Origin of the sequence: Pantoea sp. DY-17, from assembly GCF_019795975.1 — a bacterium.
Lineage (GTDB): Bacteria > Pseudomonadota > Gammaproteobacteria > Enterobacterales > Enterobacteriaceae > Pantoea > Pantoea leporis.
In genome coordinates this window covers 388,427-404,771 of record NZ_JAIMIG010000002.1, presented here as the reverse complement: position 1 = coordinate 404,771, position 16,345 = coordinate 388,427, and the positions used below count along the sequence as shown (strand labels likewise).

Annotated in this window: 5 protein-coding genes; 3 read left to right on the top strand and 2 right to left on the bottom strand. The window is 53.7% G+C overall.

The annotated features are described in order from the left end of the window. The first annotated feature begins 62 nt into the window (after positions 1-62). Positions 63-941, top strand: a complete 879-nt coding sequence (locus K5Y33_RS12265) for a LysR family transcriptional regulator (RefSeq protein ID WP_222234090.1) — start codon at positions 63-65, stop codon at positions 939-941. 2 nt (positions 942-943) lie between these two features. Here K5Y33_RS12265 and K5Y33_RS12260 read toward each other — a convergent pair whose 3' ends face one another. Together K5Y33_RS12260 and eptB are read right to left on the bottom strand one after the other, a co-directional pair. Continuing rightward, positions 944-1,480: a GNAT family N-acetyltransferase gene (locus K5Y33_RS12260; RefSeq protein WP_222234089.1), complete on the bottom strand. Its 537-nt coding sequence runs from the start codon at positions 1,478-1,480 to the stop codon at positions 944-946. A gap of 24 nt (positions 1,481-1,504) precedes the next feature. Beyond that, positions 1,505-3,172 (bottom strand): kdo(2)-lipid A phosphoethanolamine 7''-transferase, encoded by a 1,668-nt coding sequence (gene eptB, locus K5Y33_RS12255; protein ID WP_222234088.1) that lies wholly within the window; start codon positions 3,170-3,172, stop codon positions 1,505-1,507. A 452-nt stretch (positions 3,173-3,624) separates the two neighbouring features. Between eptB and K5Y33_RS12250 the strand changes: the two genes are divergently transcribed. Next, positions 3,625-5,289, top strand: a complete 1,665-nt coding sequence (locus tag K5Y33_RS12250; RefSeq protein WP_222234087.1) for a ShlB/FhaC/HecB family hemolysin secretion/activation protein — start codon at positions 3,625-3,627, stop codon at positions 5,287-5,289. Positions 5,290-5,301: 12 nt separating this feature from the next. After that, positions 5,302-16,344: a hemagglutinin repeat-containing protein gene (locus tag K5Y33_RS12245; protein WP_222234086.1), complete on the top strand. Its 11,043-nt coding sequence runs from the start codon at positions 5,302-5,304 to the stop codon at positions 16,342-16,344. Position 16,345 lies beyond the last annotated feature (1 nt).

Below are 16,345 nucleotides of genomic sequence, written 5' to 3'. Positions count from 1 at the left end.
GTTGCGGCAATATTTATTGTGTGGCTATCATCATTCTCGACTGAGTTGTGACCGGAAAAGTTATGGACATTAAGTTATTGCGCTCTTTTGCTCTCGTCGCCGAACTCGAGCACATCGGTCAGGCAGCTGAGAAATTGCATATTTCAGCATCCCCCTTGAGCCGCCAAATTCAGCAACTTGAAGATGAGTTAGGTGTGGCACTTTTTCATCGGGAAAAGAAACGCCTCTATCTCAGCGCCGAGGGCAAGCAGTTCCTGACAGAAGTGAAGGCATTGCTTTTGCACCATGACCGTCTGAATGGACTGGGTAAAAGTTTGAAGAATGGCCAGTCGGGCAGGCTTGATATTGGCTATGTCGAAGCGGCCATTCACTCACTTCTGCTTCCTGAAAGCCTTGCCCGGTTAAATTGCTCGTCAAAAGTTGATATACAGCTCCATGCCTTACGCTCACAGGCACAAATCGATGCGCTAGCGAATCATGCGCTGGATCTGGCACTGGTTTATAACGAGCCGGAAGAGGATGACTGTTTTGCCTTTCAAAGCGTGTTAGTTGAGCCGGTGGTGCTGGCTATGCCAATAGAACAGGCAATTAGGGATCCCAAACCTGAGCAGTTACACATGAAGCGCTGGATCGCCGATAAGCAAAGTCTAAATACGGCAGTGTCCAACCGCTTGCTTGAGGTGTGTGAAGGGAGTGGGTTTACGCCTGATATTCGGCTTGAGGTTAGCGGACCACTGGCGGCGCTCTCCTGTGTTGAAGCAGGGCTGGGATTTACCTTTATTCAGCGAAGTCTTGCGCGCCTGGCTTCGTCGTCGGTCATTGTTGTTGAAGTACCCTGGCTGGCGCTGTATGTGAATCTCTATGCGATATGGCGGAGAAATGAGGCCAAACCGCTGGTCAGCCGCTTACTGACGGCATTGAGGGAACACGTTCCCTCTTGATGTTAATGTGATAGCCACTCATCGCGGGTTAATTCCCACAATTCATAATCGAGAACACCCGCGACATACTCTTTTTTGCCGGTTTCTATCAGACGCATGCCGGATTTACGTGAGATCTTCACTGAGCCAGTATTTACCGCCGCTTTTGGCACACGTAATACTTCACGGCCAAGGGTTTTAAACCAGAAATCATTCACGGCGTTGCAGGCTTCACTCATATAGCCACGTTGCTGCCATTCGGGAACCAGCCAAAATCCGCGGTTATCATTTTCTCCATCGCGCAGTTCGATCAGACCGATTAATTCTTCAGGCTTCTCCTGACGTCTGATACTCCAGCACCAGCCTCGACCTTCCTTAACGGCGGGCAACACCACGTTATCAACGTAATTCTGTGCGGCACCTTCAGGATAAGGCCACGGCACGGCAGCATTGAGATAACGCACTATCTCCCAGCGCGGAAAGGCGATTTGCATCGCCTGCCCATCACCGCTTTCCAGAGGCTTCAGGATTAATCGTTGCGTTTTGATTTCTGGCGTCATAGTTCCTCCCTAAGAAACGTCACTTTACTTCTGAAGAGTAGAATGATCGCACCAGTTTCGCATTGAATTAATTCCGCCATCTGGTGAGGTAAAGCCCGCGCAGCCTAATATCGAGTCGAATAACTTCTCATGGAATACCGGCGTTTTGTCGTTCTGCAATTGCTGCAGTTTGGCAAATGACGCTTTGTTATTACTGTCACTTAAAAACTTATCGGATGCCCAAACCATAATTGGCACCGTGCGCTGCGCCATCGGCGCATGATCGCGTGGCGTGCCGTGGAAATGCAGATTGTCGGAAATCGATTCTCCGTGATCGGAGGCATAAAACACGATGGCATTTTTATCTTTCAGGCTATCGAACGTCTGCTTAAGAAAATAATCGGTATACAAAAGACTATTATCGTAGGAGTTGATCATCTCCTGCGTGCTACAGGCATCATCAATACCCTGACATTCCGGCTTATAACGCGCAAACGCGCGTGGATAGCGTTCGGTATACATATAATGTGAACCTTTGGTGTGAAGAATTACAATATGTTTACCCTGCGGATGGCGCTGAATGGAGTCCTGCAATTCATTAATTAACGCCATATCATCCACCGGCTTACCGACATTACGCTTCTCCGCCTGAATAGATTCGCGCATTGAATAACTGTCGGCCATGACTTTGTTATAGAACCAGGCTTCGCTCTGCATGGAATAGAGATCTTCCGAGAAACCTTGCTTCTTCATCACAGTAAAGACATTCATCTCTTTCAGGGTGCGCTGCGGAGCTTCTGAGGCGCCGCCTTCTCTGACAAACATACAGCGCAGCGAGAGCTTGGTTGAGGTATCACAGGAATAACCCTGCAAGTGAACGAGGTTTTTTTCGTGATCGAGATAAGGCGTGTTGTCGCGATCGTAACCGTATAAACCCATATGATCGCGGCGGGCACTTTCACCAATCACAAACACGATATACAAGTTATCCGCATTTTTCGGTGGGACGTATTTAAAGTGTTCAGCGGGATCGTATAGATTACGGTTGTCTTCAGCCTGACTGAATGAACTGTATGCCAGCAAGCCAACGCCTGATAACCAGTTAGACGGTGAATAAGTACCGGCAACAATGCCGCCGTAGCTGGCCATCATGCGGTTATTTTTCTTGTCCTGTTCATCCTGCACCTTGCCCATTAAATTCAACGGTAACCAGCAACCTAATGCGGCAATCACAATGGCGATGGTTTTATAAGACCAGTAACGCTTTTTGCTGATATTTGAAACGGGTTTACTGCGCATTCCGCGCCAGATTAGCCATAGCGGAATGACGTTGATAATTACCATCCACAGCACAAAGTGCCAGCCAACGGATTCCTTAGAAAGATCCAGTGAATCGGCGGCTAAAACGGCGGCGATGATTCCATAACCAATATCAATATTAAAGAAAATCATGTAATAACTGGCCGCGCTGGAGAAAATCACCAGCATGGTCATCAATACGCGCGACAGATATTTTCCGGTTAATGAGGTTAACAACGTTAACAGCATCACCAAACAAAATGCAGCGATGACCTCAGTCACTAATGAAAGGGTATTATCAAACTGCAATTGCGTATAGCGGCGGATAAAAATCGGAATGTTAAGCAGTACGCCGATATAGAGCGAAATAAACGCCGGTAGATAAAACTGTTTAATCCAACCCTTTATAAACATGTGTTCCCCGTTCTTATAATAAACAACTCAATCACTTGCCTGAAAATTGACAACCTTAAGTGAGAGGGTGGATTTGGGGAACAGTTCAATCGTTGCTGGGCCTAAAGTATGTTATAATGTAACAATCAGATTCAGGCGCTAATTCCTCGTTTAGGGCTCATCCAACCGTCTTACCCGCAGATTTCTAATCAATGTAGTGATAATCCTCACTCGATATATGCATTAATCTCACCATTACACCTGGCATGCGTGATCACCAGAATAAGTATTATTGGATAAACTTAATGAATGACTGTCTATTTGTGTTAAGGAGAAATTTCATGATTTTTAAAATTGAATAAACAGGAAATTAATATTTTTATAATAAGTCAGGAACTTTCTGATTGTTAAGGTGATATTCTGCACAAAAGAGCTTACACAAAACTTACAATCAATTTCGCTTAAGTCTTATTATGATGGCAAAAACAGGGATGTCGCTGGCGCTGTGCGTCGGTATGATCACAACTTCTGCATTGGCGGCGCCGTTAAATCCTGGCGACCGTGATTATATTCAGAACCAGCAACAGCAACGTTTGCAAAATGACCAGCAGCAGCGTGATGCGCTGTGGAGTGCTATCGCGCCGCAGAGCACGCCAGCAGCGGATTCCGCTCAGGCCGGTCCCTGCTTTCCGGTGCAGCATATCGCTATTCGCAACGCCACGCTGATTTCTGTTAGTCAGCAGCAATCGCTGGCCGCTCCTTATATTCATCGCTGCCTGAACTTAACCGAAATTAATTCACTGGTGCATGCCATTTCTGACTGGTATATGCAGCGCGGCTATATCACCAGCCGGGCATTTTTAATTGAACAGGATTTATCGCAGGGTGAGTTAATTATTCCGGTGCTGGAAGGGAAGCTGGACGCCATTCGTCTCGACGGCCAGCATCCGCGTTCATTACAGATGGCGTTTCCGGGTCTGGAAGGCAAGGTGCTTAACCTGCGCGATATTGAGCAGGGCATGGAGCAGATGAACCGCGTGCGCGCAACACCGGTACAGATTGAAATCCAGCCGTCGCCTAAAACCGGTTATTCGGTCGTCAATCTAACGGCCAAACCGGAATTTCCGCTTAGTGCATCATTAGGTTTCGATAATAGCGGACAGAAAAGCACCGGCGTTGGCCAGCTCAACGCGTCGCTGACGGGGAACAATCTGCTGGGACTGGCTGACCGCTGGTTTATCAGCGGCGGGCGTAGCAGCGCTTTCAGCGACTGGCGTGATGCGCAAAACCTGCAGGCGGGCGTCAGCGTGCCCTACGGCTACGGGCTGCTCGACTACAGCTACAGCTGGAGCAACTATCACAGCAGCTTCGTTAACAACGGCTTTACCTGGCTGAGCAACGGCGACAACGTGTCGCACCGGCTTAACGGTTCGTGGGTGCTGTTCCGTAACGGCGATATCAAAACCGGCGTGCAGCTCGGCCTGAATCACTATTCCAGCCACAGCTTCCTCAATAACACGCTGCTTCAGAGCAGCAGCCGCAAAATCACCAGCATTCAGCTGGGGCTGAACCACACGCAGAAAATCCTCGGCGGCGTCGCTACGCTCAACCCGACGTTCAGCCGCGGCATGCCGTGGTTTGATGCCGAAGATGACGCGGGAAAAACCGGCGATTTGCCCAAAGCACAGTTTCGCAAGTGGAGCATCAGCGGCAGTTTCCAGCGCCCGCTGGCTGACAAACTGTGGCTGCTGAGCAGCATTTACGGCCAGTGGTCGCCCGATCGGCTGTACGGCAGCGAACGCCTGACGCTGGGTGGCGAAAGCTCGGTGCGCGGTTTTAAGGAGCAGTATCTCTCCGGTGATGCCGGTGGCTATCTGCGCAACGAACTGAGTTACAGCCTGTTCACGCTGCCCGTTTTGGGTGACGTCAGCGCGCTGGCCGCTATCGACGGCGGCTGGTTAAAGAGCGACGCGCAGAACCGCGAGTCCACCGGCACCTTGTGGGGCAGCGCGGTAGGTCTCAGCACGCGCGGCCGCAACTTCTACACCCAGTACACCGTCGGTATTCCGCTTAGCTATCCCGGCCATCTCCAGCCGGATCACCTCAGCATTTACACCCGCGTCGGGCTGGTTTTCTAAGAGGCAAAGATTATGGACGATCGTCAACCCGTTTCCCTCGCCCGTCGCGCGCTGAGCTATCTGATTTGCTATCTGGTGGCGGTCCAACCGATGCTGCCTGCTGTCGCCGCGCAAATTACGCCGGTAACGCCAGGAACGAAAATGGATGCTGCCGGCAACGGCGTACCGGTGGTGAATATCGCGACGCCCAACGGCGCCGGGATTTCGCATAACCAGTATCAGCAGTACAACGTTGGCAAAGAAGGGTTAATCCTCAATAACGCCACGGGGCAGCTTACCCAGACGCAGTTGGGCGGCCTGATTCAGAACAACCCCAACCTGAAAGCCGGACACGAAGCGCAGGCGATCATCAACGAAGTGGTTGGCGCCAATCGCTCACAGTTACAGGGCTACACCGAAGTGGCGGGTAAAGCCGCTAACGTGATGGTAGCCAACCCGTACGGCATTACCTGTAACGGCTGCGGTTTTATCAACACGCCAAACGTCACGCTGACCACCGGTAAGCCGCAGCTGGATGCCAACGGCAATCTGGCCGCGCTGGAGGTGACTAAAGGGTCGGTGATCGTCGAAGGTCAGGGACTGGACGGCAGCAACACCGATGCGGTGTCGATCGTCGCGCGCGCAACGGAGATCAACGCCGGGATCCATGCGAAAGATCTGTCGGTGACGGTGGGGGCTAATCGGGTCGGTGCGAATGGTTCCGTCACGCCGATTGCCGGTGAAGGCGCTGCGCCGTCGGTGGCGGTGGATACCGGCGCGCTCGGCGGCATGTATGCCAATCGTATTCACCTGGTGTCGAGCGAGAAGGGCGTTGGCGTAAACCTCGGCAACCTGGTGGCAAAACAGGGTGATATTCAGCTCGATGCAAGCGGCAAACTGACGCTGAATAACAGCCTGAGCAGCGGCGCGCTGACGGCGAATGCTGAATCAGTGACGCTTGGTGGGGAAAACAAAGCGTCCGGACAGGTCGCGCTCAATGCACAGCAGGATGCAACGCTTAACAAAGGCACGCTGGTCAGCGACGCCGGAGTGAGCGTTACGGCGAAAGGGAATCTCACCACCAGTGGCGTCAGCATCACGGCAGGGCGCGATATTCAGCTTGGTGGCGCAACCGTTGTCACGGACAGTAATGCCGTCGCAAAAGCCGGTAACGATATCCGGTTGCAGGCGCAGGATCGGCTCAGCAACAGCGGCCAGCTGACGGCCGGAAAAAACCTCTACATCTCGGCCAAACAACTCGATAACAGCGGCATGCTGGCCGGTAACACCACCGGCATCATTTCAAGCAGCCTGCAGAATGCTAAGGGCGCGGCCATCTCCGGCGCAGAAAATCTCACCCTCAGCAGCGACAGCCTGCTCAATCAGGGCGTATTGTCAGCGCCGGTACTCTCACTCAGCAGCGTGCAAACCGATAACAGCGGGCTGATTCAGGGCAGCAAGGCGCTGACCTACAGCGGCAACCGCCTGAATAATCTGGCGGGCGGCACCCTGAATTCGGATAACAGCTTTGCACTCAATCTGCCGCAACTGAGTAACAGCGGGCTCATCACCAGCAAGGCAGGGCTGACGCTGAGTGGCGACGCGCTGAGCAACAGAGGAGAAATCAACGCCGCCAGCATGTCTGCCTCAAACGCGCAGCTGAACAATCAGCAGGGCGGCCTGCTGCTCGCGGATAACAACCTCAGTCTTCAAAACGCTGCGCTGACCAATGACGGTCAAATCGCCGCAGCGACAATTCATGTTGATGCCAGTTCGCTGAACAACAGCGGCACGTTGCAGGGCAAACAATCGCTGAAGGCCAGCGGCAAGGCGATAACCAGCAGCGGCACGTTACTGAGTGACGGCAAATTAACCATCGCAGCAGACACGCTCACCAACCGTGGCCAGCTGCAGGGACATCAGCTGGCGGTGACGGCGGGCCGCTGGAATAACAGCGGCAACGCGTTGAGTGCGGATGATGGCGTACTTAACGCCGCAACGCTTGATAACAGCGGCAAAATCCTCGGTCAGATGAGCTTACAGCTCAAAGCAGATTCCGTTGATAACAGCGGCTGGCTGCTGGCGCAGGCGCTCACGCTTCAGGGAGACTTAGTTAACAGCGGGCTGATTCAGGGCAGTGATGCGCTGACCGTGACGGGTAATAAACTCAGTAATAAGACCGGTGGCCAGTTACTGAGTGCCGGCACGCTGACGACTAAGGCTGGAAGCCTGGATAATCACGGCAGCATTCAGGCCGACACGCTTGATATGCGGTTGCAAAGCTGGCAGAACGCCGGCAGCGCTCAGGCGACCACGCAGTTCCTTGGCACGTTGAGCGGCGCGCTGGATAACAGCGGCACGCTGCTGAGCCAGAACGATTTTGCCCTCATCAGCAACGACATTTCTAACAGCGGTACGCTGGCGGCCAACCGACTCAGCATCACAGCCCCTCAGCTGACCAACGCCCGGCTGCTGCAGGGTAACCGCTCGCTCTCACTGAACAGCGCGAATGTTACTAACGCCGCCAGCGGTCAGCTTATCAGCGGCGGTTCGCTGACGCTTTCTCCGGTACAGCTGACCAATGCGGGCCTGTTACAGGTGGCGGATGACTTCAGCCTTAACGGTCGTGACCTGATCAACAGCGGACGCATCACCGCAACCAGTCTGAAAGCAGACCTGAGCGGCACGCTGAACAACAGCGGGCAGGGCGTTCTGCTTGCGCAGCGCCAGGCAGATATTCAGGCGAGCACGTTGAACAACAGTGGTTCGATTGCGGCACAGCAGTTGAACGCTTCAGGTGATGTGCTGAAGAATCAAAGCCTGCTACAGGGTGACAGCGGACTCAGCGCGGATTTCAGGCAGTTCAGCAACCTGAGCGCGGGGCAGTTACTGAGCAACGGTCTTCTTGCAGTTAAGGGCGCAATCGCTGACAACGCCGGTGTGATGCAGGGCAACAATGTTGATTATCAGTTTGGCTCGCTGATCAACAGTGGCAGCTTTTACGGTATTAACTCACTGAAAGGTCAGTCTGACGGGCTGCTGGATAATCGTGGCAGCCTGACTGCGGGCGGCAACGCCAGCCTGACGGCGGGCAACCTGCAAAACAGCGGTAAAGTGCTGTCCGATAATCTGAGGCTGCGCGGAAATAGCCTCAGCAACAGTGGGTTATGGCAGGGAACATCCTCGCTGGATGCGCAGTCGAGCGGCGCGTTGACACAGACAGCAGGCGGCAAAACGCTGACCGGGGGTGACCTGCTGCTGAACGCTGCTGACCTCAACACGTCAGGGACAATCCAGGGCGACAACGCACAAATCAGCGCAGGCCGCTGGCAGAATCAGGGCTCGCTGCTGGGCACCGCAGGCGTGTCTGCGGATGTTGCAGGTGAGCTGCGCAACAGCGGTGAAATATTGTCGCAGGGCACGGCACAGGTCAGCGCGCAGAACCTGAACAACAGCGGCTCGCTGCTGGCGGATAAGGCGATGACGCTGAGTGGCGACGCGCTGAATAACAGCGGCAGCGTGCAGGGCGAAACGCTGGCTATTACCCCGGCCAGCGTGACCAATCAGGGCAGTCTGATTGGCCTGCAATCGCTGACTATCGGTCCGGCACAAACTCCCGGGTTGCGCATGCTGGCGGTACAGTCGCAGCCAGCACGTGAATTAATCAACAATGCTGGCGGTCAGCTGCTGACGCAGGGCACGTTGAACATTGCCGGTGATGTCATCACCAACAACGGCAGCTGGCAGGGACAGCAAATCCTGCTGAACGCTACCCGCCTGGCTAACAACGGCGCGATTCAGAGCGCGGGCGATCTGACGCTTAACCTCAGCGATGCGCTGACGTCCGCCACGGGCAGCAAAATCACCGCAAACGGTAATGCCGCGCTCAACGCCCTCAGCCTCAACAATCAGGGGCAGTGGATTGCCGGAAACCTGACGTTAAAAGGCACTACGCTGAGCAATGGCGGAGAAATCTCCGGCGTTAACGGACTGACAGCGGTAATCGGCGGCACGCTGACGCAGCAGCAAAATGGCGCACTGCTATCGGGTGGCAAACTGGATCTTCAGGCTGCGGCGTTAAGCAATGGCGGCCGCATTCAGGGCGGTGATCTGACGGTCAACACCGGAACACTGACCAACAACGGGCGGTTGCAGGGAGATAACAGCCTGTTGCTGAACACCAGCGGCCGCATCACCAACAACAATAGCGGGACGCTGATAAGCCAGAGCGGTCTGACGCTGATCACGCCAGAGCTTTATAACTACGGCCTGATTCAGGGGGCAACTAATCGCATTACCGCCAGCAGCAGCGCGACCAACAGTGGAAAAATGCTGTCTGCGGGTGAGCTCACGCTCACCACGCCTCAACTCGTCAATAGCGGCTGGTTGCAGGCAGCGCAACTGACGCTGAATGCTGCCAACGCCAGCAACAGCGGCACCTTACTGGCCGATCAGCAGGGAACTTTAACCGGCTCGCAACTGCTGAATCAGGGAACTGTGCAGGGTGGCACGCTGGCGGTCAATTATGACCAGCTCAATAACAGCGGCACGCTGCTGGGTGTCAATCAGCTTAATGTGAAGGCCAGCCAGGTCACGCAGCAGGCCGCGGGTAGGCTGTTCAGCGGTGGCAATCTGCTGCTGGAGAGCACCGGTTTTGATCAGCTGGGACAGGTGGTGGCGCTTGGCGACGCCACGCTGAAACTGATTAACGGCTTTACCGCACGCAACACGCTGGCCGCAGGCAATCGCCTGACTATCAGCAGTAACGGTGCGATTGAGAATCAGGGCACGTTACAGGGGCAGGTGCTGACGTTGAGCGCAGGCGGCGATCTGACGAACAACGGCCAGCTCACCACCGGAACCGGCGACAGCAGCCTGAGCGGTCAGCGCATAAACATGAACAGCGCAGGCTCGCTGCAGGGTGGCGGCAACATTACGCTGGCCAGCCGCAGCGACGTAGCACTCAATGGCTTCACCGGCACGCGCGGCAGCCTCACCATTTCTTCGCCAGGCAGCATTGTAAATACGGCGCTGCTGTATGCCGGGCAGAATCTCTACCTGTACGCCAACAGCATTAAAAACCAGCGTGGCGACATGCTGGCAGGCAACAGCCTGTGGATGCAGCGCGACGCGGCGGGGAATGCCAATGGCGAGGTGATCAATACTTCGGGAACCATTGAGTCGCAGAATGGTGATATTACCATCAGAACTGGTAGCCTGCTAAATCAGCGCGATGGTCTGAGAGTGGAAGAAAAGACCCAACCTGTATCTGGCTTACCGACAGGTATTGGTGGTTCATCTATAACTTACCGGCTCGACCAGCTGAAAATTTCTGATTTAGGCTATTACATTATTTCCGTCAGGACGGGCGGCAGCTTTGGTCAGGGGAATGGTTCAATTGATGATTACTCATACCTGGCGCCTAATGCGCAAGGTGCCGTTCAACGCTATCTCACAGAAACTACAACACTTAATGCCCAAGCTGATGGCAATGCAGGTCGCATAGCTGCCGGGCGAAATCTTGATGTCTCTGCCAGCCAACTCAACAATCTCGCCAGTACGCTACTGGCAGGTAATTCCCTATCGCTTCAGGGAAATACCCTTAATAACCAGTCCTGGTTTAACGGTGTGAGCAACACTTATTTGACGTACACCTATGATGGCCGCACTGGAAACAACAAACTTAAAAGCGGTCGCGATCTGAACTATTTTTCTCCTGATGCTCAATCGGCTTCCTACAGGGGAAATACATCGGCCGCTTCAGTGACCTATCTCTTAACTACAACGCCCGAAACTGAAACGATTTTTAGCGGAGATGCATTACGTTCCGTAATTCAGGCTGGCGATAGCGTTAATGCCAGCTTCAGCGGTGATATCAGGAATACCAGCTCAACACCCAATGCTGGCTGGATTGGAACAACAATTCATGCGCCAGCATTAAATAACTTAGCTGCTGTCAGTCAGGTGAATGCACAGCAGCGTCAGCAACTTACTGCCACTGATAAAGTCGCAGTGAATTCTCCTGCATGGCAAGATCAGCTGCAAAATGCACTTCAGCAGGTGAACGGCGGTACCGTACTTGACACCTCAACGCCAGTAAGCGCTTCACTCGCTGACCAGTCCGGAGCGAAAAAAGGTCAGGCCAACTTAGGCGAGGCTGGCGGGCTTGCAACGGACACATCGGTAGTTCCCGCAGCACTCAAAACTTACTCGTCGTCAAACGTCGATACCAGCGCATACCCGCTCCCCACCAGTGACAATGGTTACTTCGTCCCGGGCGACAGAAGCAGTCCCTATCTCATCACCGTAAACCCCAAATTAAACGGTCTGGGGCAGCTGGACGCCAGCCTGTTTGGCGATCTCAATCAGTTGCTGGGTAAACAGCCTGGCAGCGCGCCACAGGAAAGCCGTCAGCAGTATACCGACGTGAATACTTTCCTCGGCTCGTCCTATCTGCTGGACAGGCTGAACCTCAAGCCTGACAACGATTATCGCTTCCTCGGCGATGCGGCATTTGATACGCGTTACGTCAGCAACACCGTTCTTAACCAGACCGGCAGCCGCTATCTGAATGGCGTGGGTTCCGATCTGGACCAGATGCGTTACCTGATGGATAACGCCGCCGCGTCACAGCACTCTTTAGGCCTGCAGTTTGGCGTGTCGCTTACCGCGGATCAGGTCGCTTCACTGGATAAGAGCATCATCTGGTGGGAAGCCACCTCGGTGAATGGTCAGACGGTGATGGTGCCAAAAGTGTACCTCTCCGAAAAAGATGCGGCGATGAACAACGGCAGCGTGATTGCCGGAAACAACGTGACGCTCTCCGGCGGGAACATCACCAACAGCGCCAGCACTATCGTGGCGCAGAATGCGGTCAGCGCCGACAGCCAGAACAATATCGACAACCTTAAAGCCGGGCTGATTAAAGCCGGAGGCGAGCTGAATCTCAGTGCGCTGAATAGCATCAACAACATCAGCTCGACAATCAGCGGTAAAAAGGTGGCGCTGGAAAGCGTCAATGGTGACATCAATAACACCACCATCAGCTCACAGTGGACGATCGGCGGCAACGGTCCAGTGCAGGCAAGCAAAACGCTGATTGGCCAGACGGCGGCGATTACGTCACTGGATGCGCTCAGCCTGAAGTCCGGTAACGATATCAACCTCACCGGCTCCTCACTCAATGCGGGTGGCGATCTGCTACTCAACGCCTGGCACGACCTCAGTCTCAACAGCATCGAGACCAGCGAAAGCCGTAAAACAGGTAACAAGGAAACGCATAGCTCCGGTGCTGAACGCACGACCGTTTCCAGCGGCGGCAATCTGACGCTGGTAGCCGGGCAGGATATTACCAGCCAGGCAGCAGCCCTGGCAGCGGAAGGCGATATTGGTCTGCAGGCGGGGCGTGATATCAATCTGAATGCAGTTGAAAGCCGCTCCGGAGACAGTGAACGGGGCAGTAAAAAAACGGTTATCAACGAAGCAGTGCGTCAGCAGGGCACGGAAATTGTCAGTGGCGGCAGCACGACGATGCTTGCCGGAAATGACATCACCACTCAGGCCGCAAGCATCACCGCAAACAAAGATATTGGATTACAGGCTGGCCACGACGTAAATATCACCACGGCGACGGAAAGTGATTATGCCTACAAGGAAGAAACTAAAACCAAAAAAGGCCTGTTCAGTAAGAAAACGACTCACACAATCAGCGAAGACAGCTCAACCACTGAAAAAGCTTCCCAGCTAAATGGCGACCAGATTTCAATCGTCGCAGGTAATGATCTGACTTTAAAAGGCTCCACCGTTGTCGGTGAAAACAATGTTGGTCTTAAAGCAGGCAACGACCTCACTATTGCGGCGGCAACCGATACCCAGAGCAGCTATAGGCTGAGTGAAACCAAGAAGAGCGGCATGTTCAGCGGTGGCGGAATTGGGGTCACTTTTGGCAGCGCATCCTCGAAACAGCAGCTTAAGCAGGACGGTACGACAGAAAGTCAGAGCGCCAGTACCGTTGGCAGCACTGGCGGCAACGTTACGCTGGTTGCGGGTCATGACGCGCACGTAGCGGGATCGGATGTGATTGCTAAGCAGGACATCAGCCTGGTCGGCGGCTCGGTCACTATCGATCCGGGCAACGACACGTTAACGCGCCGTCAGAGCTTTGAGCAGAAGCAGAGTGGCCTGACGCTGCAGCTGACCAGCCCAATCACCGACGCGCTGCTGAGTCTCGGTTCCCAGGCAAAGGCCGCCAGTGAGGCCGGTGATGATCGTTTGAAGGCTCTTGGCGCTGTGAAGGCGCTGGAGAGTGGCTGGGCGATGTCAAAAGGCGCTACGCAATCCGCTACAGCACTGGCAAAGGGCGATATGAATAACGCGGGCATTAAAATTTCGCTCAGCGTGGGGGCCAGCAAAAGCAAATCGTCATCCGAATACATCAGTAACACTGTTAGCGGTAGTTCACTTAGCGGCGGCGGCAATGTCGCCGTGGTGGCGACGGGCAACAACGGCACCAGCGGCGACGTGATACTGGCAGGCAGCGGCATCACTGGTAACAACGTGACGCTTGCCGCCGCACATGACCTGAATCTGGTTGCCGCCAGCAATAACACGGAGCAAAAGAGCAGCAACAAATCTTCAGGCTGGAGCGCTGGTGTTCACATTGCCATAGGTCAGGAAACCGGCATCGGCGTACAGGCCAGCGGCTACATGGCCAGCGGCTTGGAGAACGGCAGCAGCACCGAATACGTTAACAGCCGCGTCAATGCTAAAGACAACCTGACGCTCAGCAGCGGCAACGATACGCTGCTGTCCGGCGCCCAGGCGCTGGGTAACAGCATCAGCGTGAACGCGGGCAACAACCTGACGCTGACCAGCTTGCAAGATACCGACAGTTATCATAGCCAGCAGCAGAGCGCCAGCGGGGGCTTTAGCTTCACCTTTGGCTCGATGACGGGCTCGATCGGTCTAAGCCTGAGCAAAAGCAAGGTCAACAGCGAATACGCCAGCGTCGGCGACCAGAGCGGTCTGTTTGCGGGCAACGGCGGCTATGACATCTTTGTGGGTAACCACACACAGCTTAATGGCGCAGTGATTGCCTCAACGGCGGATGCCGCGAACAACAAGCTGTCAACTGGCACACTGGGCTGGGACAGCATCGATAATCATGCCAGTTACCACGCCAGCAGTTCTGCAATCGGCTTCAACGGCAGTTACAGCAAGACGCCAATGCCTTCCGGAGAGCACTATGCTGCCGGCGCGCTGCCGTCAGTGGTCAACATGAGCGACAGCGCCTCCGGTACCACGCGTTCAGCAGTGGCGGATGGCACGATTACGGTGCGCAACGCGCAGAACCAGACGCAGGATGTGGCAACGCTGAGCCGCGATACAGAAAACGCGAACGGCAGTATCGTCAAAATCTTCGACAAAGAAAAAGTCGCGAACCAGATGGCGTTTGCACAGGGCGTACAGGAACTGGCGGGCCGTGTTGTCGGTGATGTTAAAGAGTACAAAATGGGCGCCGCATCTGCCGAAGCTCAAGCGCGACTGCTAAAAGAGCATCCCGACTATGCAAATCTGACGCCAGAGCAGCTGAATGTGAAAATTCAGCAGGATCCGGGTTATCAGTCAGTCGCGGCACAGTGGGGCACCGGTGGCACCTATTCGATGGTGGCAACGGCGGTTGCGGGTGCGCTGGGCGGACTGAGTGCCAGCAATCTCGGCGCGGCTGCAAGCGGGGTGATGGCTCCGTATATTGCCAACGCTATCAAGCAAGCTACGACAACCTACAACGCTGACGGTACTGAGAACGTCAATCTGCTGGCAAATACCATGGCCCACGCCGTAGCCGGCGCTGTGCTGGCACAGATATCCGGCAGCTCTGCGTCAGCGGGTGCGGCTGGCGCAGCAGGTGGTGAGCTGGCTGCGCGGACGATTGTAAAAGTGATGTATCCGGACACAGACATCAGCAGCCTGACAGAAAATCAGAAGCAGATCGTCAGCAGCCTGAGCCAGATTGCAGCAGGCATGGCAGGCGGGATTGCGTCTAATTCGTCGATGGGAGTCGGGGCTGGCGCGGGTGCCGGGAAGAATGCAGTGGAGAATAATTTCCTGAGCAAGGGAAATCCGCAGAAATACGCTCAAGAATATAAAGAATGTCACGGTAATGATAGCTGTGAGCAGAAAATCCGTAAGAATATGGCGAAGGAGTCGGCAGAAAATATTCAGGCCCTGAAGTCGTGCTGGGATGCAGGGGATACAGCCTGTGTAACGACGATGCGCACCAAGATAGAGCTGAGTGACAACGCATATACGAAATTGCGCCAACAGGATAATATGGCTGGGCGAGCTTACGAAGAGTCGGCAAAATGGTATGGCGATATCATTGATAGCTGTGCTGGAAAATGTGGCTGGCTGGAAGCCGCGTTATTAAAAACGGGTGCGGATGGACTAGGTAATATAGTTTATGGCTCACTGGGTGCTGGCAGTGTGCTGAAAGTAAAACAGGGTTCCAATCCTGTGCCTGAAAATGTTGTAAAAAAAGGGGCTGGTAATTATCAGAATCCTGAAGCTGGGAATATAAATAAACTCGTAAAAAATGAACAAGGAATTTATGAAGTAAAAGTAAATTCGACACCGTTGGAAGGTCATGAAAGATTAAATACACCCGATGTAAATGGTAATGGGAAATATAATCCTGCTGAAGCCGCTGCTGCTGCGAGACTTGAAAGTACGTTGGGTAAACTGGAAAGAGCCCCTGATACAGGTGGAAAAACTGCTGATTTCATCATAAGTGGTGGCTCTAACGCAGGTAAAACGGTCGACTTTATGTACACTACAAAAAACTTGTCTCAGAAAGAGGTTGATGGGATCAACAGATTCTTTGAGAAAAATATGACAGTATCTAGAACTGCTGGAGAAATTCCAACAGGTCAAAAGCAAATCCTCGATCACTTAGGAAAAGCAGACATAGTTCCTGTAGATTTTAGTGTATTAACATCGTCTAACCAGAAAGTGTTTATGGACTACATAAAAACGTTGCCAAAAAATCAACAAGATAAATTAATTATTATGAGGTAAT

Coding starts and splice junctions, on each gene's coding strand:
- K5Y33_RS12265 (WP_222234090.1), top strand. CDS start 63: ATGGACATTAAGTTATTGCGCTCTTTTGCTCTCGTCGCCGAACTCGAG.
- K5Y33_RS12245 (WP_222234086.1), top strand. CDS start 5,302: ATGGACGATCGTCAACCCGTTTCCCTCGCCCGTCGCGCGCTGAGCTAT.
- eptB (WP_222234088.1), bottom strand. CDS start 3,172: ATGTTTATAAAGGGTTGGATTAAACAGTTTTATCTACCGGCGTTTATT.
- K5Y33_RS12260 (WP_222234089.1), bottom strand. CDS start 1,480: ATGACGCCAGAAATCAAAACGCAACGATTAATCCTGAAGCCTCTGGAA.
- K5Y33_RS12250 (WP_222234087.1), top strand. CDS start 3,625: ATGATGGCAAAAACAGGGATGTCGCTGGCGCTGTGCGTCGGTATGATC.